The sequence below is a fragment of the Prevotella sp. LCP21S3_D2 genome (assembly GCF_052118345.1).
Taxonomy (GTDB): domain Bacteria; phylum Bacteroidota; class Bacteroidia; order Bacteroidales; family Bacteroidaceae; genus Prevotella.
This window is the reverse complement of the sequence record NZ_JBQKHJ010000002.1, coordinates 148,084-169,636: the sequence shown is the minus strand read 5'-3', so window position 1 is coordinate 169,636 and position 21,553 is coordinate 148,084. Positions and strand designations below refer to the sequence as shown.

Sequence of the window (21,553 nt, the reverse complement as noted above, 5' to 3'; positions counted from 1 at the left end):
AATTATTTACGTGTAGCAAGCCATTCACTTACGTTCTTCTCGATACGTGCAGCGATGTCACCTTCCTCAGCAGCCTTGTCGAACTTCTCGCCTGTGATGTGCTCGTAAAGCTCGATATAGCGGTCTGATACGCTCTCTGCATACTCGTCGGTAATCTCTGGCATGGTCTGACCTGGCTCGTTCATGAAGTTGTGCTCGATGAGCCACTGGCGAACGAACTCCTTGGAAAGCTGGCGCTGAGGCTCACCCTTCTCAAACTTCTCCTCGTAGCCGTCAGCATAGAAGTAGCGGCTAGAGTCTGGAGTGTGGATCTCGTCGATGAGGTAAACCTTACCGTCGCGCTTGCCAAACTCATACTTGGTATCAACGAGAATCAAGCCCTGCTTAGCAGCGATTTCCTGACCACGAGCGAAGATCTTGCGTGTATAGTCTTCCATTACAGCGTAATCCTCTGCACTAACAATACCCTGGGCAATGATCTCTTCCTTAGAGATGTTCATGTCGTGACCCTCGTCAGCCTTGGTAGTAGGAGTAATGATTGGCTCTGGGAAACGCTCGTTCTCGCGCATTCCGTCAGGCAACTTCACACCGCAGATCTCACGGCATCCCTTCTGATAGTCGCGCCATGCGCTACCGGTGAGGATTGAGCGGATGATCATTTCTACGCGGAAACCCTCGCACTTCAAACCAATAGTTACCATAGGGTCTGGAGTAGCCAACTTCCAGTTTGGACAGATGTCTGTAGTTGTGTCCAAGAACTTAGCTGCAATCTGGTTGAGCACCTGTCCCTTGAATGGGATACCCTTAGGCAGAACAACGTCGAACGCTGAGATTCTGTCGGTAGCGACCATCACGAGGATGTCGTCGTTAATGTCATACACATCACGTACTTTACCGTGGTAAACACTCTTCTGTCCATCGAAATGGAAATCTGTCTTTGTTAATGCTTTCATTTTACTTTGAACTTTGAATTTTGAACTTTGAACTTGATGATATGCTTTGAATAATCATTCTGTTCATTCTTAATTCTGATTATTTTGAATTATCTTTTTCTGCTTTCAGCGCTTCTCGTGCTTCCGCTCTCTCCTTGTCATACTTGTCATATGCATTGACGATGCGGGTTACGAGCTTGTGTCGCACAATATCCTTCTGCCCCAGCTTCACCACTCCGATGCCTTCCACCCCGTCAAGAATCTTGAGTGCTTCCTTCAGTCCGCTTCGCTGCTCTCTAGGCAGGTCTATCTGGGTCAGGTCGCCGGTGATAATCATCTTGGTGTTCATGCCCATACGGGTAAGGAACATTCTGATCTGCTGGGAGGTTGTGTTCTGCGCCTCGTCGAGGATGACGACGGCGTCGCTGAGTGTGCGTCCACGCATAAAGGCAAGTGGCGCAATCTGGATAATGTGCTTTTCCATCATGTCTTGCAGCTTGACGGCAGGAATCATGTCTTCCAGTGCATCATACAGTGGCTGCAGGTAAGGGTCAATTTTATCTTTCATGTCGCCTGGCAGGAAACCGAGCTTTTCGCCCGCTTCTACGGCAGGTCGTGAGAGGATGATCTTTTTAATGGCTTTCTCCTTGAGTGCTTTTACGGCAAGGGCGATGCTGAGGTAGGTCTTACCGGTTCCGGCAGGCCCCACGGCAAATACCATGTCGTTCTTTTCGTAAGCTTCAATGAGTTGCTGCTGATTCTCGCTGCGGCTCTTGATAGGTCTTCCGCTGATGCTGTAAACCAGCACGCCTTTTACGGAGTCAGCTTTGGTCTGTTTGCCTTTCACAATATCAAGGATATCTTCTTCATTGAGCATGTTATATTTAGCTAAGTGCTTGCGCATCAGCTCAATGTCTTCTTCTGCTTTCGCCATTTCTTCCTCGTCGCCAAGCACACGAAGCACGTTGTCACGTGCCACGATACGCAACTTAGGATACAGTGATTTTATCATCTGTAGATGAGCATTATTCACTCCGTAGAACATCACTGGATCTACATCTTCGAGTACTATATGTTTCTCTATCAAAATTTCTAATCTTAAATCGTTTAAACCTTTATATGTTATATAACGCTGCAAAATTACAACTTTTCCTCGAAATAAGCAAATTTCTTATGCTTTTTTTGAGATTATCGGGCAAACTGTTCTGGTAAACCGTCTGTGAGACAGAGGGAACTTGTTTATATTGCTGTTAAAAAAATAACACGGACAAATTGAATTTGTCCGGCTCTTTCGTCTGGTCGCTTGTAACATCTTGATAGATAGTTCTTTATAAGCCTTCTGGTAATTTGCCCGGACAAATTCAATTTGTCCGTGTTTTTTTTAGTTTAAAACATGCCTGTTTCTGCTGTTTGTCGATGATAAAGGCTGTGATTCAAGAAGAAGTCTATTTGTTTCTTCATAGAAAACTATGAGTTAGCACCCACAAAACTATGAGTTAGGATTTTTAACAAAGGGACAAGAAGTTAACAGGTTAACAGTTAACAGCCGTTTTTTGCATCCTCCCCCTTTCCTTAATTAAATATAAATATATATATATATACTTATTTCTTGTATATGAGTGGGGGAAGTATGCATTTTTGGGCTGTTAACTGTTAACCTGTTAACCCTCATCTGAAAAATTCTCCTTGTCGAGTCCTCCTCTTATGTAAGCTAAGTGCCTTATATGATGGCTGGTAAGAGTCATCAATGATGACCGGCACGAGGCTTAAATGATGCCTGGCGATGGTGATGGATTGATAGTGTTTGGATGGTAAGAACAAAGCTTCGGAAGTTGGGAATATCGTTTTTTTCTAGTAGAACTTATTAAAAAGACATTAAAAAGTTTTGTATTATGAAATTAATGATGTACTTTTGCCATACTTTTTATAGAAAATTGATTATAACTCTTGATAATGAAATTAAAACATATTATCCTACATATAGTAAATGTTGTTCAGGCAATGTCTGGCAAGAACCGTTTCTTGCTGGGTTTTGTCGTTGTTGTGTGTGTCCTGGCTTTGGTGAGATTGATCAGTCCGGGCGTTGCTGAACCAAGGACTTCGGTTGCTGATTTGAGTGTGGCGGATAGCCTGGCTACGGATTCCGTTGATCAGCTAGCGATGGCAGAAGAAGACAAGGAAGAGGAGAATAAGGCTGCAAATGAGATAGCTGAGACATCTGATGATTTGACCCAGGAAGCTGCCGGAACAGGTTCGGAGACGGATGCTGCGGCAGATTCTTCCAATACGCCTTCTATTTTCTTCGATAAGAATGGCAAGGAGGTGAAGCATCGTATCTTCTCGGTGCCTCATTTCGGCAATACTTTCCCTGATCAGCAGGATGTGCAGATTCTGGCTGCCAACAAGCATGGCGTGAATCCGGTACAGAACCGTGAGGAGGCTGAGCATAGTAAGGGTAAGCTGGTGTATGTGGGCAGCAATCCTTTCTTTTATGTGGATAAACTGAATAGCAGTATACCTTATCTGGTACCTAGGGCTTCGGTGCTGCTGCAGGATATCGGTCGGGCTTATTTCGATTCTTTGCAAATCAAGGGCATTCCTTTGCATAAGATTATCGTTACGAGTATTCTCCGTACCAAGGATGATGTGGCGAAGCTTCGTACCCGCAATGGCAATGCTACCGAGAATTCATGCCATCTTTACGGTACTACCTTTGATGTTTGCTACAACAGATATAAGCAGATTCAGACTCGTCAGCAGCCTCGCCGACAGGTGCAGAATGACACCCTGAAATGGGTGCTCAGCGAAGTGCTGAGAGATATGAGAGACCGCAACCGGTGCCTTGTAAAATATGAGGTAAAACAGGGCTGCTTCCATATCACCGTGAAGTAGATTGCTTGTGGTGATTTCAATTGATATTATATAAAATTTGGGCGTGTCGTTCTTGACAGAATGGCACGCCCTAATCTTTTATTTAGTTTTTGATTCTTTTCAAATCGTCAGGTTCGCCTACCAGCCAGATGATATCTCCCTTTTCGAATTTTCGGGATGGTGAAATGCGGGTGAGGTTTTCCTGACCTTCTTCCAATCCTACGACCATACAGTTGTAATGGTCGCGGATGCCACTCTCGATGAGCGTCTTGCCCAGAAATTCGCTGGAAGATGAGATGATGAGCTGGCTCAGCTTCATCTCGCGCTTCTCTATCTCGGAATCTTCCGGCATCAGATCGCTCTGAAGAGCTGTGTTGAACTTCTGAAGCTGGTCGTCATTACCAATCACCTGCAACTTGTCTCCAGGAAAAATAACCATATCTCCATTTGGGATATTGAGGCGATGGGAACCACGGCGAACGCTACTCATGTCTACACCAAAACGTTCACGAAGATGCAGCTCCCTGAGTGACTTGCCCGTCCACGTACTGTCTTCCGGTACTTCGAACTCACTGATATGAATATCTCTATCCAGCAGTCTGCCCTCGTAGAGTGGGCGTTTTTCGCCATTCACCTGAGCCGCAATATCTCGTGAGCGGAGATTGTGGACGAAGACGCGCTCCATCACAATGCTGCGCTTCTTGATGCGGCGGGAGGTGATCATCAGCATCACCACAATGACTCCGATGCAGATCATCAGCGCATTGGTGAAGCGGGAGAGGAAGTTGATGATGTAGAAGATGAAAGCCAGGGCTATGACGAAGCGGACAAATACCGTAAACAGCAGAGGCACACGGTTGATGCTGCTCTCTACCCATAGGCGTTTCCACTCTGCACTGTGGTTTTTCTTCATTACGATGGCACGCAGGAATGGAGCTATCAGCAGCACCGTAAGCAAGCCGGTGATGGCGTTGGCGTACCAATGAAGATGCCAGCCTGGCAACAGATTGCGCATCAGAGGCAATACGAAGGTGAACATCAGGGCAATGGTAGCTGCTGCGAGTATCGAATAGGCTACGGTGTTGATGGTCATCTGCTTAATCAGCGATTTCCACTTGCTCTGCTGCTGGGTCTGCGGATGGCTCATCGCAAAATGGTTCAACACATGAATGAGCTTGTCGGGCAGATGCTTCTCCATCACCTGATAGGTAGGCAGCGCCAGACGGATCATGTAAGGCGTCAGGAAGGTGGTGATGACACTCACCGCTACGACTACCGGATAGAGGAAGTTGCTGATAACGCCAAGCGACAAGCCCAGCGAGGCGATGATGAATGAGAACTCGCCAATCTGAGCCATCGAGAAACCGCAGCGCATGGCCGATTTCAAAGATTCGCCTCCGAGCATGAAGCCGAAGGTGCCCAGCGTGGCCTGACCTATCAGTATCGTACCCACCAGGGCAAGGATAGGCAGGGCGTATTCTATCAGAATCTTAGGGTCTACCAGCATACCTACTGATACGAAGAAGATGGCTCCGAAAAGGTTCTTGACCGGTTCTACCAGCTTGATAATCTTCTCAGCTTCAATGGTTTCTGCCAGGATGCTACCCATGACGAAGGCTCCGAAAGCACTGCTGAAACCTACTTTGCTGCTCAGTACGGCCATGCCGCAGCATAAACCCAGCGATACGATAAGCAGGGTTTCGCCATTGATGAGCTTTCTTACCGAGCGGAGGAACCAGGGGATGGCGAAGATGCCTACGATGAACCAGACGCCAAGGAAGAAGCCTATCTTGACGATGGAGGCAAACATCTGACCGCCATCGGGATTGCTGCCGCTCGCTATCGCTGACAGCATCACCATCATGACGATGGCCAGGATGTCTTCCAGAATCAGTACGCTCATCACCATCGAGGCAAACTTCTGGGTGCGCAGCCGCATGTCGTCGAACGCCTTATATATAATAGTGGTGGAACTCATGGCAAGCATACCGCCCAGGAAGATACAGTCCATCCTTCCCCAGTCGAAACTGTGGCCCACGCTGATGCCCAGCATCATCATTGAGAAGACGATGACCACGGTAGCAATGATAGGCGATGCTCCCATCTTCACGATTTTCTTGAAAGAAAAGTCAAGACCCAGTGAGAAGAGCGTAAAGATGACACCGATGTCTGCCCAGGTCTTGATGTCCGTCTCGTCCATTACCGACATAGTGTAGGGCATGTGGGGCGAAACGAGGAAGCCTGCCACAATGTATCCCAGCACCAGCGGTTGCTTGAGCCGCTTGAAGATGAGGGTAACGATGCCGGCTACCATCAGGATGAGGGCGAGGTCTTTTACTAAAAAGGGAATTTCTGCCATAATTTTCAGTTTATGATAATCTCTCTGTAAATATTCGTATTCATTTATGAAAATGGGGAATTTAGATGTGCCTAAATTCCCCATTTTTGTATTAGTCGTTGTATTCTTCTGTGATTTCTGCAATCTTCACGATAGTATCCACCACCTTCTGCATAACCTGGATGCTCACAAACTCGTGAGGACCATGGAAGTTGACACCACCGGCAAAGATGTTAGGGCAAGGAAGACCCTTGAAACTGAGCTGTGCTCCATCGGTACCGCCACGGATAGGCTCTACGCGAGGAGGAACGCCGCTCTCCTGCATCGCCTTGAGTACGATGTCGATTACATGCATGTTGGGGTCAATCTTCTCCTTCATGTTGTAATACTGGTCGAAGATTTCGGCAGTAACCGTTCCTTCGCCATACTTCTCGTTCATCTTCTCCACACACTTCTCGATGAAGTCCTTGCGGTCTTCAAACTTTTCGCGGTCGTGGTCGCGGATGATATAGCTGAGCTTGGCTTCCTCGCAACGGCTCTCAATGCCGAGCAGGTGATAGAATCCCTCGTAACCCTCTGTCTGCTCAGGAGTCTCGGTCTCTGGTATCATATTCTGGAACTCTACAGCCAGGCGGCTTGCATTCACCATCTTGCCCTTGGCGTAACCAGTATGTACGCTTACTCCCTTGATATGAATCTTGGCAGCAGCGGCATTGAAGTTCTCGTATTCCAGGTCGCCCAGGTCGCCACCGTCAACGGTGTAAGCCCAGTCGCAACCAAACTTCTCTACATCGAAGTGATGGGCACCCATACCGATTTCCTCATCAGGATTGAAGCCCACACGGATGTCGCCATGCTTGATTTCCTTATGGTCGCGGAGGTAGCACATGGCCTGTACGATTTCAGCGATACCTGCCTTGTCATCTGCACCGAGCAGGGTAGTACCGTCTGTCACGATGATGTCCTCACCCTTGTGAGCCTTCAGCTCAGGGAATTTCTCAACGCTGCTGATGATTCCAGGGCTCAGTTCGATATCCTTGCCGTCATAGTTCTTGATGATGCGGGCCTTGATGTCCTTTCCGCTGGCGTCAGGACTGGTATCCATGTGTGAAATAAATCCGATGGTAGGGGTCTTTTTCTTGGTATTTCCCTTGAGGGTGGCGTAGACATAGCCCATGTCGTCCATTTCGACATCGGTCAAACCTTCGTCCTCAAGTTCTTTCTTGAGATACTTGGCAAATTCCAATTGTTTTGCAGTACTAGGCACACTTTGAGAATCTTCGCTCGACTGTGTGTCGAATTTTGTGTAGTTTATGAAACGTTCTACTAAATCCATGTTCTTAATTATTAATTAAAAGTAGTCAATTCTCCAAGGGGGTGCTCTTTAGAAGTAGGGGCGTTCCATGGAGCCTTGAAAATAGTATTGAAAGTGATCCCGATGGGATTCAAACCCATGACCTTCAGAACCGGAATCTGACGCTCTATTCAACTAAGCTACGGGACCGATGCTGCAAAATTACGGATTTTATTTGGAATAACCAAATATTTGCTTGATTTTTTACAATATATTATAATGTATATAGGGAAAAAGGAATAAAATGTTCGGCAAAATGTCACTAAAAGTATAAAAATAGTTATCACTTTGCAAAATAATAGAGAAAAATGCTTGCAGATTAATAATTTATTTGTACCTTTGCAACCAACAATAGAGAATAAACGATAATACAAAATAAAAACCATACGAAAATGAGCAAATTGATAAAACCTGAAGGGTACAAGGCGCTGTTGGATATGCGCCAGACCGAAATGGGTATCAAACTGATAAAGGAATTCTTTCAGCAGAATCTGAGTACAGAGCTTCGCCTTCGCCGCGTTACTGCTCCGCTCTTTGTACTGAAGGGACTTGGAATCAATGACGATTTGAACGGCGTGGAGCGCCCTGTAAGTTTTCCTATCAAGGACTTGGGGGAAGCTCAGGCTGAGGTGGTGCACTCTCTTGCCAAGTGGAAGAGACTTACCCTTGCCGAATATAATATAGAGCCTGGTTATGGCGTGTATACTGATATGAATGCAATTCGTGCCGATGAAGAACTCGACAATTTGCATTCGCTTTATGTTGACCAGTGGGACTGGGAAGCAGTGATAACCCGCAAAGACCGTACTATCGCCTTTCTGGAAGACATAGTGCGCCGCATCTATGCAGCTATTCTCCGCACGGAATATCTCACTTGCGAGCATTATCCTGAAATCAAGCCATTCCTGCCAAGAGAGATTCATTTCATTCATGCACAGGATTTGCTGGATATGTATCCTGATATGACTCCAAAGGAGCGCGAGGATGCTATCTGTGAGAAATACGGCGCTGTATTTGTTGAGGGTATTGGCGGCGAGTTGAGCAATGGCGAGAAGCATGATGGAAGAGCTCCTGACTATGATGACTGGAGTACTGTTGCTGAAAATGGGAAGGCAGGATTGAATGGTGATATTCTGATCTGGTATCCTGTTTTGGGTCGCAGCTTCGAGCTCAGTTCCATGGGTATCCGTGTAGATAAGGAGAGTCTGCTTCGTCAGCTGAAGATTGAGGGTAAGGAAGATAGAGAGAAGCTTTATTTCCACCAGCAGCTGTTAAGTGATAAGTTGCCTCTCAGCATCGGTGGCGGTATCGGTCAGAGCCGTCTCTGCATGGTGATGCTTCATAAGGCTCATATCGGAGAGATTCAGGCTAGTATCTGGCCAGATGAAATGCGTAAGGAATGTGATGAGGCAGGAATGCCACTGATTTAATGTCCCCTTTGCGTGTCTCGTTTTTCGATTATTATTTAAGATTAAATATTGAAAATCAATAGTTTATAGCTTCATAAAATGAAAGAGGTTATGTCGGTGATGGCATAACCTCTTTTTCTTATATTTGTTTTCTTGTTATGTGAGTGCCAGATTTAAGATTCTGACCATTCTCTTGAAGGCAGGATTGCTATCCATGATGTTGTCGAAGACTTCACGCTTTGAAAGAATCTTTTTGATTTCATCGGACTGGGCTAGACGATAATCTATCTGGATCTGGTCGTTGTGTAAACCCTGTACAAATGTAGGGCGAATCCTGTTCTTGATATCGAGAATGTCATTCAGCAAGAGCTGGTTGTCTACCACTACTTCTATATTCGGAAATTCGGTAATTGTCGGCGTAACTGCCTTCATGCGGTTGGCAAGACCGATAAGTTCCTTGATATTCTGCATTCTCATACACATGTTGATCCATAAACCTTCTACCTGCTCCTGGTTGAAAGAATGGTTCATCTCCTGGACTTCGTTGGCTGCCGGTTGTTCATCCTTCAGCTTGTCTATCGGATTGAATGTGCTATGCGCTCTCTCTTCGTTCTTTTTAAGATTGGAGAAAGTCATGCCTATACCTTTGAAATTCACATTCTTGACACTTGTAGCCGCTGCTTTGACAGGCTGTTCCTGCGACTGTTGGCTCTGAGAAGTCTGAGAGTTTGGGGTAGGCGATACCTTAGCGGCAGCAATAGGAGTATTGCTGCTGCCATCTTGCCCCGCACCTGCACCCTGAGCAACAGGTTTAAGCTGGGCAACAATTTTCTGAAACAGGGATTTTAATCTGTGGGGCGTGCGCCCCGCACTAGGCACATCCTGATCTTCGGGCTGGGTAATCTGGCCTACCTGGATAAGGGTAAGCTCTACCAGCAATCGCTTGTTTGAACTCTGGCGATATTGTACATCGCAGTTGTTCATGATCTTGAGAGCCTTATATAAAAAAGGAGTAGGGGCTTTCTGTGCCTGTGTCTGATATTTGGCTTTCTGCTCTTCACTGGTTTCCAGCAGTGGCAATGTCTGAGGATCCTTTGCCATCATCACATTGCGTACGTGCTGCGCCAAGCCTTGAATCATGTTTCCACCATCAAAGCCTTTGCCCAATATTCCGTCAAGAACCAGCATCATCTCGCTCACCTTGTTTTCCAAGGCAAGATCTATGATTCGGAAATAGTTGTCACTATCCAGAACGTTGAGGTCTTCTATCACCTTCTTGTAGGTGATGTCGCCCTGGCAGAAGCTGGCAGCCTGGTCGAAGATGGAGAGAGCGTCTCGCATACCTCCGTCAGCCTTTTCTGCAATGACGGCAAGTGCCTGCTCCTCATACTTGATGCCTTCCTTTTCTGCTACCATTTTCAGATGGTTGATGGTGTTAGGCACGGTCATACGCTCGAAGTCGTAAATCTGACATCGGCTGAGAATGGTAGGCAGAATCTTGTGCTTTTCGGTAGTGGCAAGGATAAAGATTACATGCGAAGGTGGCTCTTCCAGCGTTTTGAGGAAGGCGTTGAAAGCTGCGGCACTCAGCATGTGGACCTCGTCGATGATAAACACTTTGTATTTTCCTACCTGTGGCGGAATGCGGGTTTGCTCCATCAAGGTCTTGATTTGGTCAACACCGTTGTTGCTGGCAGCATCCAACTCAAAGATATTGAAGGAACGCTGTTCGTTGAACGCGCGACAGCTCTCGCATTCGTTGCATGCCTCACCGTCTTCGTTAGGGTGCTCGCAGTTGATTGCCTTGGCAAAAATTCGGGCACAAGTAGTCTTTCCCACACCTCTCGGACCGCAGAAAAGATAGGCATGAGCCAACTTGCCGCTCTTTACTGCATTTTTCAAAGTGGTGGTCAAAGCAGCCTGTCCAACTACCGAGTCAAAGGTCATTGGACGGTACTTTCTAGCAGAAACTATATATTCTTCCATTATTTTTTCTTAATTGATGATGCAAAGATAACAAAAAAATATTATCTTTGCAAACAAATTCGCAATTATGTGGATTTTCATGAGAATAAATTTGAATAATATAGTAAGAAATAAATGAGTAAACGTCTAGGAATTATATGGAATTATCTGGCTCACTACAAATATTTGATAGTGATTGTGGTGGGCGTTTTGGTGGTTGGCGTTATCGACGACAATAGCATCCGTCAGCATATCCGTTATCAGATACAGATTGCGGGTTTGCGTTCTGAAATCGAAAAATATAATGCTCAGCTGGAGAGAGATAACCGTATGTTGAAGGAAATGCGCAAGGGACCGAAAGTCTTTGGCAAGATAGCCCGTGAGCGGTATTTCATGAAGACTGACGACGAGGATATCTTCGTGCTCAGTTCTGATATTCCTGATGAACCTGCAGATGAAGAGGAAGATTTCGGAAATGCCAAGTAATGTGATTTTCACATTAATATATATAAGGGAACTTTCTTCTAGGATTTTCCTGTAGTAGAGAACATTCAAAATAAGAAACAGAAGAAAAAAGATAAATGAAACAATTAAGTAAATTTCAGAGTGCTTTATTTTTGCTGGGTGGCGTGCTGATGGTTATAGGGGCTGCTAGCTTTGCATTTGGTTTTATCAATAAGCAAATCCTACTCTATACCTGCTGGCTGTTCCTGGTGGGTAATGTGCTTTTCAGTGTAGTGCAGGCAATGCAGATATACGAAGGACCTTCGCTCGTCATCCATCGTCTGAAGCGAATGCAGTATATCGCAGACATCTTCTTTGTACTCTCGGGAATCTCGATGGTTGATACAGTGTATGCTTTCGCTCGCCACTGGTTTACCAACTACGAGACCTATATCACTTATTTCTATAACAAATGGGTGGTATTCCTGCTTATCGCGGCTTTGTTGGAACTCTACACCACTCATCGTATCTCTTACGAGTTGAAGAAGGAAGATGCTGGTAGAGGTGCTTCGGAATAAGGGGAAAGAATGGGTAAATATGCAAATAAAACATAAATACTGATAATATTCAATTAAATAGCATAAATTTATTTCCTCAGTTCGATTTAAGATTGTACTTTTGTTCACCAAAAGTGATAAACAGAGCTTATGAATAAGATATATTTAGCAATCATTGCCTTGTTGGCGCTTACATCATGTGCCAATACTTACGAAATCAAGGGTACTTCCAATGTAAGCACTCTTGATGGACGTATGTTGTACCTGAAAATCTTGAAAGACAACAATTTCAAAAGCATCGATTCATGTGATGTATTGCATGGACAATTCCATTTCCAAGGTAATCTGGACTCGGTAAAGATGGGTAATATCTTTATGGACGATGAGCCAGTATTGCCACTCGTTTTAGAAAGTGGAGACATCACTGTGAAGCTGGACGACGCGCAGCAGATTGTAAGCGGTACACCACTCAATGATAAGCTATTTGGATTTTTCAAAAAATACCAGCAGTTGCAGAATCAGCAAAGAGAACTGGTTCACAAGCACGACCAAGCCATCATGAATGGTAGCGATATGAATGTGGTAACCCAAAAGCTCAATGCCGAAGCGATACAGCTCTCGGAGCAGGAAGATAAGCTGATTACAAATTTTGTGACGGAAAACTTTGACAACGTTCTTGGAGCTGGCGTCTTCTTCCTTGTTACCATGGGAAATCAATATCCGATGCTTTCGCCTTGGATTGAAGACATCATGAGCAAGGCTACCGAACGGTTCAAGAACGATCCTTATGTAAGGGATTACTATCAGAAGGCTCAGGAGAATCAGGCTATCATGAACGGTACTCACGAGATGTCGCCTTCACAGGCTATCTCTGAGATGAATCAGCAGCTGGAGGCTCCGCAGGTTAATCCCGACGCAGCTCCGGCTCCAACTCCTAATGAGTTGGCAACACCAACAATTCCAGAAAAAACAGAAAAGTAATGAAGATATTAATAGAAAACGGTACCATAGTCAATGAGGGACGCTCTTTTCAGGGCGGTCTCATTGTTGATGGTGACGTTATTGCAGAGATATTTGAAGGAAAGGCACCCCGTGGCACCTACGAACATGTAGTGGATGCTTCGGGGTGTTTTGTTTTGCCAGGAGTCATAGATGACCATGTCCATTTCCGTGAGCCTGGACTGACACGTAAGGCTGACATCGAGAGCGAATCGAAGGCTGCTGCATACGGTGGCGTGACTTCTTATCTGGAGATGCCGAATACCGTTCCGCAGACTACGGACCTGCAGGTATGGGCTGATAAACGTCAGCTGGGAGCAGAAAAAAGCCACGTTAACTATAGCTTCTTCTATGGAGCTACCAATGACAATGTGGAGAGTTTCTGTGGGCTGGACCGGCATCATGTGCCTGGTATCAAACTCTTTATGGGTTCCAGTACCGGAAATATGCTCGTAGATAAATACGAGTCGCTGGTAAGTGTATTCAAGAAGGCAAAGGAATTGGGGTTGCCGGTGATGACCCATTGCGAGGGTACGGATATCATCAATCGCAATATGGCTGAGGCCAAGGCCAAATACGGTGATGATCCGGCTGTAGAACATCATCCGGAGATACGCAGTGAGGAGGCTTGCTACCAGAGTACGGCTTTGGCTGTAAAACTGGCAAAAGAGAGTGGAGCACATCTCCATGTGGCTCATCTTACAACGGCTAAGGAACTGGAACTGCTTCAGCCTGAGGAGCATATAACAGGAGAGGCATGTGTGGCTCATCTCTACTTCTGTGATGCTGATTATGTCAGTAAGGGAACACTCATCAAGTGCAATCCGGCTATCAAGACCGCACAGGACCGTGCTGCATTACGACAGGCATTGAATGATGGAAAGATTGCTACTATTGGTACCGATCATGCTCCTCATGAATGGAAGGATAAGCAGGGTGGCTGTGCCAAGGCGGCTTCGGGAATGCCGATGGTTCAGTTCTCGCTGGTTACCATGCTGGAACTGGTAGACGAAGGTGTGCTCAGTATTGAGCGCCTGGTAGAACTGATGGCACATCAGCCTGCCCAGCTCTTCGAAATCGAGGGGCGTGGCTTCTTGCGCAAGGGATATAAGGCTGATATCGCCATCGTACGTCCCCATAGTCCATGGACTGTAACCAAGGATGAAATTCAGAGCAAGTGTAAATGGAATCCGATGGAAGGCCATGAATACCAGTGGCGGGTAGAACAGACAATCTGTAACGGACATCTTATATATAATAAAGGTGTATTTGATGAAAATAGTCGTGGCGAAGAGCTTACATTCAGATTGTAGATGAAAAAGATTAGCTATGATATTTCAGAGGTAGTGCCGTATATTAACTGGCTGTATTTCTATCATGCCTGGGGATTGAGCGGAAAGAAGGAAGAGGTAAAACAGAAAATGCGTCAGGAGGCTGAGGAAATGCTCAGCTCGTGGGAGGGTAAATATCATACCCACGCACTTTTGAAAGTCCTGGATGCCTATAGCGAGGGTGACGACATCATCGTTGAGACAGGGAATTCTGATGAGTTGAATGGATGTGCTGATGCAGAAAAGAAGCAGGTCCGATTGCCGTTGCTCCGGCAGCAGCATCCATCTGCTCCAGGAGCTCCTAATCTCTGCCTGGCTGATTTCATCCGCCCTCGTAGTCTGCAGGTTTCGGGCGCTGAAACGAAGACGGAAAAGATGCTGCAGCAAGACATCGCAAGAAGATTAGGGGTGTTCTGCTGTACGGTAGATGCTTCTATCTTGGATGCTTATCGCAATCATGAATATCTGGGAATGATGGCACAGTTGCTTTGCGACCGGTTGGCTGAGGCTACGGCAGAACTGCTGCATGAGCAGACACGCAAGACTTATTGGGGATATGCACCTGATGAACATCTGACTCCCCAACAACTGCATCGTGAAGAATATCAGGGCATCCGTCCTGCTATCGGCTATCCGTCGCTACCTGATACGAGCTTCAATTTCATCATCGACCAACTGCTAGATATGAAGCAAGTAGGTATACGACTGACGGAAACGGGTATGATGACACCCCATTCCAGTGTGTCGGGCTTGATGTTTGCACATCCCAAGGCTCAATACTTCGAATTGGGTAAGATAGGAGAGGACCAGTTATGCGACTATGCACATCGTAGAGGTGTACCTGTAGAGTTGATGAGAAGATTTCTGCAGTCGAGTTTACTGAAGCGATAGTTTTATGGGCATATGATTCATAGGATATTTGTCTTTAAACTATCTTCAGGCTTCTCCTGCATAATAGATAAAAAGATGTCTCACAAAATATAGTAAGAAAACAAAAATGGTAGCTAGAATATTAGTGCCCGTTATCATCCTGACCATTCTGCCATATTGGTGGATAGGGAAGCAATACCTCTTCTTGAATAGGAGGAAGGGCTGTCTAGGCAAGTCTTTTTGCCATTTATCCAGACGGTGGTTACGTCTTTTGTGGTGGTCGCCGGCAATGGGAGTCATCGGGTATAGCGGTTTTCTCGCTTTGGAGCGTAATTTCCTTCCCGACAACCCTGTACTGATTGATATCTGGTTTGGAGTGATGGCGATATTTGCTGTGCCCCAATTTGTCTTTGCCTTCTGCAGCTTTATCGGCTGGCTGTGCATGTGTATCGCTAAAAGTGGTAAGTTGGGCAGATTTGGATTCCGTCCCGGCAATCAAGGCAGAAACTGGGGGAAACTCGTAGGATTGGTACTGGCGGTGTGTGCGTTTTTCACGTTCATCTACGGCTTTACCTTGGGCTTTCCAAAGATGAAAGTAAAGCAGCTTACGGTGTATGTACCAGATTTGCCAAAGAATTTTGATGGGTATCGTATCGTGCATTTCAGTGATATTCATCTTGGTTCGTACTACGGCTGGCGTCGGGGGTTGCCTCAGCGGGATGTAGACAGCATCAATGCTCAACATGCCGACCTGATATGCTTTACTGGCGATTTGCAGAATGTGCAACCTTCAGAACTGAAGCCTTATATCAAACTGATGCAGCGTCTGAAGGCTAAAGATGGTGTTCTGAGCGTATTGGGCAATCATGATTATACCTGGTATCTCAACATCGATGAGGATGACAAGGCTGAAATGGAAAAAATAGAGGCTGAAGTAAGACAGGCAGAAAAGAATATGGGCTGGCGACTGCTTAATAATGAGCATATCGTGATACACAGAGGCAACGACTCTATCTATGTGGCTGGTACCGAGAACTATGAAAAGCCTTACCGCTCTGATATTGGAAAGGCACTCTATGGTATCAAGCCTGGATCGTTTGTCATGATGTTGCAGCATATGCCGAAGCAGTGGAGCAAGACTTTGCCATCTGCCATTGCTGGAAACGATTCGGTGAAGGTGGCTCCGCAACTTACGCTCAGCGGTCATACTCATGCTGGACAGGTTTCGGTTTTGGGATTACGCCCTTCAATGTTTACCCCATTTGATTATGGGCTGTATGAGCGTGAGGGTTGCCAACTCTATACCACATCGGGCTTAGGCGGTACTGTTCCAATACGAGTGGGAGCTACAGCTGAAATTGCAGTCATCACGCTGCGCTGTAAATAAATGATTTCTTACCGTAGAATAAATAGCAGCATCTGCTAATCATAAAGTTCAAAATTCAAAGTTCAAAATTCAAAGTAAAATGAAGTACATATATCGATTATATCAATTGCTCATCTGTCTGCCGATACTTGTGGTAGCCAGCATTATAACCAGTTTGACAACCGTGATAGGCTGTATGTTGGGCAACGGACACTTCTGGGGCTATTATCCAGGAAAAATCTGGTCGCAGCTCTGGATACGTCTTCTCCTTCTGCCGGTAAAGGTAGAGGGTAAAGAGCATCTCAAGAAGAATCAGAGTTATGTGTTTGTAGCTAATCATCAGGGTGCATTCGACATATTCCTGATATATGGTTTCTTGGGGCGTAATTTCAAATGGATGATGAAGAAAGGCATCCGTAAGATTCCTTTGGTAGGTGTAGCTTGTGAATATGCTCACCATATCTTTGTTGATAAGAGCGGTCCATCCAAGATTCGTGCTTCTTACAATCGTGCCCGTGAGGTGCTCAAGGAAGGTATGTCGCTGGTGGTATTTCCTGAGGGTGCCCGTACCTTTACCGGTCACATGGGTGTATTCCGTCGTGGTGCCTTCATGCTTGCTGATGAGTTGCAGTTGCCTGTTTGCCCACTTACTATTAATGGTAGTTTTGATGTGAAGCCTCGAATGAAGGATATGTCGTGGGTATTCTGGCATCCTCTCCGTCTTACCATTCATGAGCCTATCGCTCCTATCGGTAAGGGCCCGGAGAATATCAAGAACCAGATGACCAAGAGCTATGATGTCATCATGGCGGGACTGGAAAAGGAATATCAGGGATTTGTGGAGAATCCCGACCAATAAGATAACTAACAATGAACATGATATGAAAAGTGATAGTATTGTAATTATTCCTACCTATAATGAGAAGGAAAATATAGAGAAAATCATCCGTGCCGTATTCGGCTTGGAGAAGAAGTTTGATATCCTGGTGATAGATGACGGAAGTCCTGATGGTACTGCTGCTATCGTTAAATCATTGATTGAAAATGAGTTTGGGGATAGATTACATATCCTGGAAAGATCAGGTAAGCTGGGATTGGGCACAGCCTATATCATGGGCTTCAAATGGTCGTTGCAGCAGGGCTATGACTTTATTTTCGAAATGGATGCTGATTTCAGTCACGACCCTAACGACTTGCCTCGCCTTTATGCTGCTGCCCACGATGAGGGATATGATGTGGCTGTGGGTTCACGCTATGTATCGGGTGTGAATGTAGTAAACTGGCCTATCGGGCGTGTTCTAATGAGCTATTTTGCTTCTAAGTATGTGCGTATTGTTACAGGATTCAAAGTACATGATACTACAGCCGGATTCGTTTGCTATCGTCGTAAGGTGTTGGAAACGATAGATTTAGATAAAATCCGTTTTAAGGGCTATGCTTTCCAGATAGAGATGAAGTTTACTTCTCATAAGATTGGCTTCAAAATTAAGGAAGTGCCAGTAATCTTCGTCAATCGCCGTGAGGGCGTTAGCAAGATGAATGGCGGTATCTTTGGTGAGGCTTTCTTCGGAGTGATGCGACTCAGACTGGATGGCTGGTTCAAGAAATATCCAAAGAAGTAATGACTATTCAGGAAATAGAACAATTATATGGGCGTTCGCCACAGGCGAATACCTTTTTGAGTTTATTGGAAGAAAAGCCGGTTCGTTCGGTTTTTCTCCAGGGCTTATTGGGTTCGTCGGTCCCTATGTTTTTTGCTCCTTTGCAGGAAAAGATGGATCGAACCGTACTGTTTGTGCTCAATGATGCAGATGAAGCCGGATATTTTTATCACGATCTTACGCAGATGATGGGGCAGGAAAATGCGTTCTTCTTTCCATCCAGCTATCGCCGTGCCATCAAGTATGGACAGCGGGATGCAGCTAGTGAAATCCTGCGAACAGAAGTACTTGCCAGATTGTCATCGGAATCATCTTCTGCTTCTGGCGGTATTTATATCGTTTCTTATCCTGCAGCACTTGCGGAAATGGTAGTTGGTAAGCAGCAGCTTGATGATCGTATCCTTAGATTGCAGGTAGGGCAGCAGGTCTCGCTTACAGACGTGGTTCATACCTTGCGTGATTTCGAACTCGTAGAGACCGATTATGTCTATGAACCGGGTCAGTTTGCCGTTCGTGGTAGTATCCTCGATGTCTATTCGTACAGTTGCGAATATCCATTCCGTGTAGACTTCTTCGGAGATGAAATAGACACCATCCGTACGTTCGATGTTGAAAATCAGTTGTCTAAAGACAAGCGGGAGCGTATTGAGATTGTGCCGGAGTTGGCGAGTGTTCAGTCTGTGAAACAGTCTTTCCTCAGTTTCCTTCCTTCTGATGCTCTTGTGGTGATGAAGGATTATACTTTTGTGCATGACAGTATCGAAAAGATCTATGAGGATGGCTTCTCTGCCCAAATCATGCAGGAACGGCTAGAGGGAGCCAACGAGATGGAAGCTGAGAAAATCATGCATGAGATGAAGAAGGAATTCAATCTCGTAACTTCTCTGGAATTCCAGAAAGGAGTGGCTGAGCACCAAAGAGTAGTGTTATCCGGTAGTGCAGATTCTTCTATCAGCTTTCAGATTGCACCACAGCCGCTCTTTCATAAGAATTTTGAACTTTTGACCAAGACTTTGGAGGATTATCAGCTTCAGGGGTACACCTTATTTATATTAGCTGATAGCCAGAAACAGCAACAGCGACTCAAGGATATCTTCAGCAGTGAGGAACTGAAGCGTTACAACATCAGTTTTACATCTGTGGACAAGACTATCCACGAGGGGTTTATCGATCATGACAAGAAATGCTGTTTCTTTACCGATCATCAGATTTTCGACCGATTCCATAAGTATAACCTCCGTTCGGATAAGGCAAGGGCAGGAAAGATGGCACTTACCATGAAGGAACTGCAGGAAATGGAACCGGGGGATTTTATCGTGCATGTGGACTTTGGTATCGGTAAGTTTGGCGGACTGGTACGTGTTCCTACTGGCAATAGTTATCAGGAAGTAATCCGCATTATCTATAAGAATAATGATAAGGTGGATGTCTCAATCCATTCGCTTTATAAGATAAGCAAGTATCGTAGAAGTGATACGGGTGAACCGCCTCGTCTGTCTACGCTGGGTACTGGTGCCTGGGACAGACTGAAGGAAAAGGCAAAGAAGAAGATTAAGGATATAGCCCGAGATCTGATAAAGCTCTATGCGCAGCGCAGGAGAGAAAAGGGCTTTGCCTATAGTGCCGACAGTTATCTACAGCATGAATTGGAAGCGTCTTTCCTTTATGAGGATACCCCCGATCAGGGAAAGGCTACAGCTGAGGTGAAGAAAGACATGGAGAGTGGCAGACCTATGGATCGTCTGGTTTGTGGCGATGTTGGCTTCGGAAAGACGGAGGTTGCCATACGAGCAGCTTTTAAGGCGGCTTGCGACAGTAAGCAGGTGGCTGTACTGGTGCCTACCACCGTGTTGGCTTATCAGCATTACCAAACCTTTAAAAGTCGATTGGAAGGTCTTCCGGTACGTGTAGATTACCTCTCTCGTGCCCGTTCTGCCAAGGATACCAGACTGATTATCGAAGATTTGAAGGCTGGCAAGATAGATATTCTTGTAGGAACCCATAAATTGATATCCAAAACGGTAAAATGGCACGACTTGGGGCTGCTGATCATTGACGAAGAGCAGAAGTTTGGTGTTTCAACCAAAGAAAAGCTGCGCCAGCTCAAGGTGAATGTTGATACGTTGACCATGAGTGCTACTCCAATACCTCGTACCTTGCAGTTCTCGCTGATGGGAGCGCGTGATATGAGTATCATGCGTACACCGCCACCTAACCGTTATCCTATCCATACCGAGTTGATTACTTTTAACCGTGAGGCGATTATTGATGCAGTCAACTTTGAAATGAGCCGTAATGGACAGGTATATTTCGTTTGCAATCGTATATTCAAGTTGGAGGAACTGAAACTCTTCCTGGAGAAACATATTCCAGATTGTCGTGTGGTCATCGGCCATGGTCAGATGGCACCAGAGCAATTGGAGAAAGTTATAATGGGATTCATCAATTATGATTATGACGTATTGCTTTCTACTACTATTGTAGAAAACGGAATAGATGTGGGTAATGCCAATACTATCATCATAGAAGATGCTCATAAGTTCGGACTGAGTGATTTGCATCAGATGCGTGGACGTGTAGGACGTAGCAATAAAAAGGCATTTTGCTATCTTATTGCTCCTCCAAAGAGTGCGCTTACTCCAGAGGCACGTCGCAGACTGGAGGCGCTGGAAACTTTCAGTGAGCTGGGAAGTGGTTTTAATCTGGCTATGCAGGATCTGGATATTCGTGGTGCAGGTAATCTGTTGGGTTCGGAACAGAGTGGATTTATGGAAGATCTGGGTTATGAAACCTATCAGAAGATTCTTTCGCAGGCTGTAACAGAATTGAAGAACGAAGAGTTCTCTGACCTCTATCAGCAGGAAATGGAGGCTGGTGAGCAATTTACAGGAGATGATTTTGTAGACGACTGTGCGATAGAAAGTGATTTGGAGACCTATTTCCCTGATACCTATGTACCGGGCAGCAGTGAACGTATGCTTCTGTATCGTGAGTTAGATCATCTGCAGAGTGATGATGAGTTGAAGGCTTACCGACAGCGTTTGATAGACCGCTTTGGTCCGGTTCCGAAAGAAGGCGAAGAATTGATGCATGTTGTAACTCTTCGTCGTCTTGGAAAGCGTTTGGGAGCAGAGAAGATAATGCTCAAGACAGGAAGTATGCAGATGCAATTTGTGAGCAATGTTAACAGTCCTTTTTATAAGAGCCAAATGTTCTCTCGTGTGATTAATTATGTTACAACCCATGTTCGGGAGTGCGCATTGAAGGAGAAAAATAACAAGCGTTATCTGCGCATTAAGGATGTAACAAGCGTAGAACAAGCTGTAGAGCTATTGCGGAAAATATCATCCTTGGAATTGAAATAAGGAAAAAACTCATATACCTCGTTACCTTGGATGGTATATAAAATGAAAAAACAATGAAAGATTAGATACCCCTATCTGCTTTCATTGTTTT

General features: G+C 45.5%; 16 protein-coding genes and 1 tRNA gene. 11 read left to right on the top strand and 6 right to left on the bottom strand.

The features are described from left to right. Window positions 1–2 precede the first annotated feature (2 nt). Both ACTQ16_RS02620 and ACTQ16_RS02615 read right to left on the bottom strand, forming a co-directional pair. Window positions 3–953, bottom strand: coding sequence for a phosphoribosylaminoimidazolesuccinocarboxamide synthase (locus ACTQ16_RS02620; protein WP_153122031.1), 951 nt, complete (start codon window positions 951–953; stop codon window positions 3–5). A gap of 79 nt (window positions 954–1,032) precedes the next feature. Then, window positions 1,033–2,019 carry a PhoH family protein gene (locus ACTQ16_RS02615; protein WP_294968583.1) on the bottom strand — a complete coding sequence of 329 codons (987 nt, stop codon included), beginning with the start codon at window positions 2,017–2,019 and terminating at the stop codon, window positions 1,033–1,035. An 866-nt stretch (window positions 2,020–2,885) separates the two neighbouring features. On the opposite strand from ACTQ16_RS02615, the gene ACTQ16_RS02610 reads away from it, so the two are divergent. After that, the gene (locus ACTQ16_RS02610; RefSeq protein ID WP_441935956.1) at window positions 2,886–3,824 is read left to right on the top strand and encodes a DUF5715 family protein; all 939 of its coding nucleotides are present in this window, start codon (window positions 2,886–2,888) and stop codon (window positions 3,822–3,824) included. Window positions 3,825–3,906: 82 nt separating this feature from the next. Here the strand turns inward: ACTQ16_RS02610 and ACTQ16_RS02605 are convergent, their stop codons facing one another. The 3 genes from ACTQ16_RS02605 to ACTQ16_RS02595 form a co-directional block, all read right to left on the bottom strand. After that, window positions 3,907–6,162: a cation:proton antiporter gene (locus tag ACTQ16_RS02605; RefSeq protein WP_295346122.1), complete on the bottom strand. Its 2,256-nt coding sequence runs from the start codon at window positions 6,160–6,162 to the stop codon at window positions 3,907–3,909. Between the two features lie 91 nt (window positions 6,163–6,253). Beyond that, on the bottom strand, window positions 6,254–7,477 hold the full coding sequence (gene pepT / locus ACTQ16_RS02600; RefSeq protein ID WP_294968575.1) for a peptidase T: 1,224 nt from the start codon (window positions 7,475–7,477) through the stop codon (window positions 6,254–6,256). Window positions 7,478–7,571: 94 nt separating this feature from the next. Then, window positions 7,572–7,645 (bottom strand) — tRNA-Arg (locus tag ACTQ16_RS02595). A 242-nt stretch (window positions 7,646–7,887) separates the two neighbouring features. On the opposite strand from ACTQ16_RS02595, the gene asnA reads away from it, so the two are divergent. Then, entirely contained in the window at window positions 7,888–8,925 is a 1,038-nt protein-coding gene (gene asnA / locus ACTQ16_RS02590) for an aspartate--ammonia ligase (protein ID WP_295346123.1), read from the top strand. A 135-nt stretch (window positions 8,926–9,060) separates the two neighbouring features. Here the strand turns inward: asnA and ACTQ16_RS02585 are convergent, their stop codons facing one another. Further along, complete coding sequence (locus ACTQ16_RS02585) at window positions 9,061–10,890, bottom strand: DNA polymerase III subunit gamma/tau (protein ID WP_441935955.1); 1,830 nt, start codon at window positions 10,888–10,890, stop codon at window positions 9,061–9,063. 114 nt (window positions 10,891–11,004) lie between these two features. Between ACTQ16_RS02585 and ACTQ16_RS02580 the strand changes: the two genes are divergently transcribed. From ACTQ16_RS02580 to mfd, 9 genes are all read left to right on the top strand, one after another. After that, window positions 11,005–11,355: a septum formation initiator family protein gene (locus ACTQ16_RS02580; RefSeq protein ID WP_294971079.1), complete on the top strand. Its 351-nt coding sequence runs from the start codon at window positions 11,005–11,007 to the stop codon at window positions 11,353–11,355. Window positions 11,356–11,450: 95 nt separating this feature from the next. Further along, window positions 11,451–11,891, top strand: coding sequence for a hypothetical protein (locus tag ACTQ16_RS02575; RefSeq protein WP_294971081.1), 441 nt, complete (start codon window positions 11,451–11,453; stop codon window positions 11,889–11,891). A gap of 129 nt (window positions 11,892–12,020) precedes the next feature. Next, window positions 12,021–12,851: a DUF4369 domain-containing protein gene (locus ACTQ16_RS02570; RefSeq protein WP_295346126.1), complete on the top strand. Its 831-nt coding sequence runs from the start codon at window positions 12,021–12,023 to the stop codon at window positions 12,849–12,851. Continuing rightward, entirely contained in the window at window positions 12,851–14,182 is a 1,332-nt protein-coding gene (locus tag ACTQ16_RS02565) for a dihydroorotase (protein ID WP_441935954.1), read from the top strand. Before ACTQ16_RS02570 ends, ACTQ16_RS02565 begins: the two co-directional genes overlap by 1 nt. Continuing rightward, on the top strand, window positions 14,183–15,091 hold the full coding sequence (locus ACTQ16_RS02560; protein ID WP_294971088.1) for a vitamin B12 dependent-methionine synthase activation domain-containing protein: 909 nt from the start codon (window positions 14,183–14,185) through the stop codon (window positions 15,089–15,091). A 106-nt stretch (window positions 15,092–15,197) separates the two neighbouring features. Further along, window positions 15,198–16,457 carry a metallophosphoesterase gene (locus ACTQ16_RS02555; RefSeq protein ID WP_441935952.1) on the top strand — a complete coding sequence of 420 codons (1,260 nt, stop codon included), beginning with the start codon at window positions 15,198–15,200 and terminating at the stop codon, window positions 16,455–16,457. Window positions 16,458–16,536: 79 nt separating this feature from the next. Next, window positions 16,537–17,295: a lysophospholipid acyltransferase family protein gene (locus ACTQ16_RS02550; protein ID WP_294971094.1), complete on the top strand. Its 759-nt coding sequence runs from the start codon at window positions 16,537–16,539 to the stop codon at window positions 17,293–17,295. A gap of 22 nt (window positions 17,296–17,317) precedes the next feature. After that, complete coding sequence (locus tag ACTQ16_RS02545) at window positions 17,318–18,058, top strand: polyprenol monophosphomannose synthase (RefSeq protein WP_294971096.1); 741 nt, start codon at window positions 17,318–17,320, stop codon at window positions 18,056–18,058. After that, window positions 18,058–21,462 (top strand): transcription-repair coupling factor, encoded by a 3,405-nt coding sequence (mfd, locus tag ACTQ16_RS02540; protein WP_441935950.1) that lies wholly within the window; start codon window positions 18,058–18,060, stop codon window positions 21,460–21,462. The genes ACTQ16_RS02545 and mfd overlap by 1 nt, the downstream gene beginning before the upstream one ends. Window positions 21,463–21,553: the final 91 nt, after the last annotated feature.